The organism is Catenibacterium sp. co_0103 (genome assembly GCF_004168205.1).
Lineage (GTDB): Bacteria > Bacillota_I > Bacilli_A > Erysipelotrichales > Coprobacillaceae > Catenibacterium > Catenibacterium mitsuoka_A.
On sequence record NZ_RCYB01000206.1, the window covers coordinates 1 to 1,186 of the forward strand.

At 33.1% G+C, this 1,186-nt stretch carries 1 protein-coding gene; it reads left to right on the forward strand.

The genetic code is table 11. The features are described from left to right. Positions 1 to 166: 166 nt before the first annotated feature. Positions 167 to 1,186: transposase (locus EAI80_RS13570; RefSeq protein ID WP_193760873.1), on the forward strand; the 1,020-nt coding region annotated here is incomplete at its 3' end.

Genomic DNA, 1,186 nt, shown 5'->3' on the forward strand with positions numbered 1-1,186 from the left:
GGTCAGACCTTCGCTCTAAATATTTGGGGGTCTTGGAAACAGCACCTTTAAATCTGTGGGGGTCACACTGTGGCTCCCACTTTTTTAGATATTTTTGTGTAATTAAAAACCTTTCGCTGTATCATTAATTTGCTCATATCAACTCAAAGCGAAAGGAGATCACAAATTGAATAATGATCTAAAAATTATTTTAGGGGATTATGAATCCTTTGTACAGTCTCATACGACTGAAATCAATGAAAAAGAAGTGATTTATTATATCACGCTTAAGAGAACCATTATATCCTGTCCAGAATGCGGCAGTAGAATGAATATTAAGGACTATAGAAAATGTAAAGTCATACATAACATGATAAGAGGCAAAAATACCTCCCTGATACTAAAAAAGAGAAGATTAGTATGTCCTCAATGTAATAAGGTGGTGACAGAGGAAAACCCTTTTACAGAGAAAAGTCACAGCAGATTATCTCAAACCTCAGAAATGGAAATCATGAATAAACTTAAAGAACCTACAACTACTTTTTCACTGGTTGCTAGATTCTTTAACACAAGTCCTACTAAAGTCGTTGAAATATTCGATAAGTATGGTCAGATGCGTAGACAGCCTTTACCTGAGATTATATGTATTGATGAGAAGCACTGGAAACATAAAGGACAAAACAGATACATGTGTGTTATTCTTAATTTTAAGACCATGGAAATTGTAGATATCATTGATGGAAGAACCAAGAAGGCCTGGTCAAGTTATACTCAGATAATCGATAAAAAAGAACTCGCTAAAGTCAAATATATCTCTATTGATATGTATGAGACGTACAGATTTGTGAGAAATCAATACTTCCCTGGGGCAGTATTGTTATGCGATTCATTTCATGTCATAAAAAATATCAATAAAGTCCTAGATGATATCAGAATTAAAGTAGGCAAAAGATACCAAAAGGATAGTACTGAATATTATCTTCTCAAAAAGTTTCACTTCCTTATATTGAAAAACTACAATGATATTCCGTTCAACAAGGCAAGATACAATAAAAAGCTTAAAAGATATATAGACTATCATCAGTTGCTTGAAATAATCCTAAGCATAGATAAGGAACTAACAGAAGCATACAATCTAAAGGAACAATATATAGCCTTTAATCATTATGCAACTTCTGAAACCTGCAGAGAATGGCTTTCAAGAATA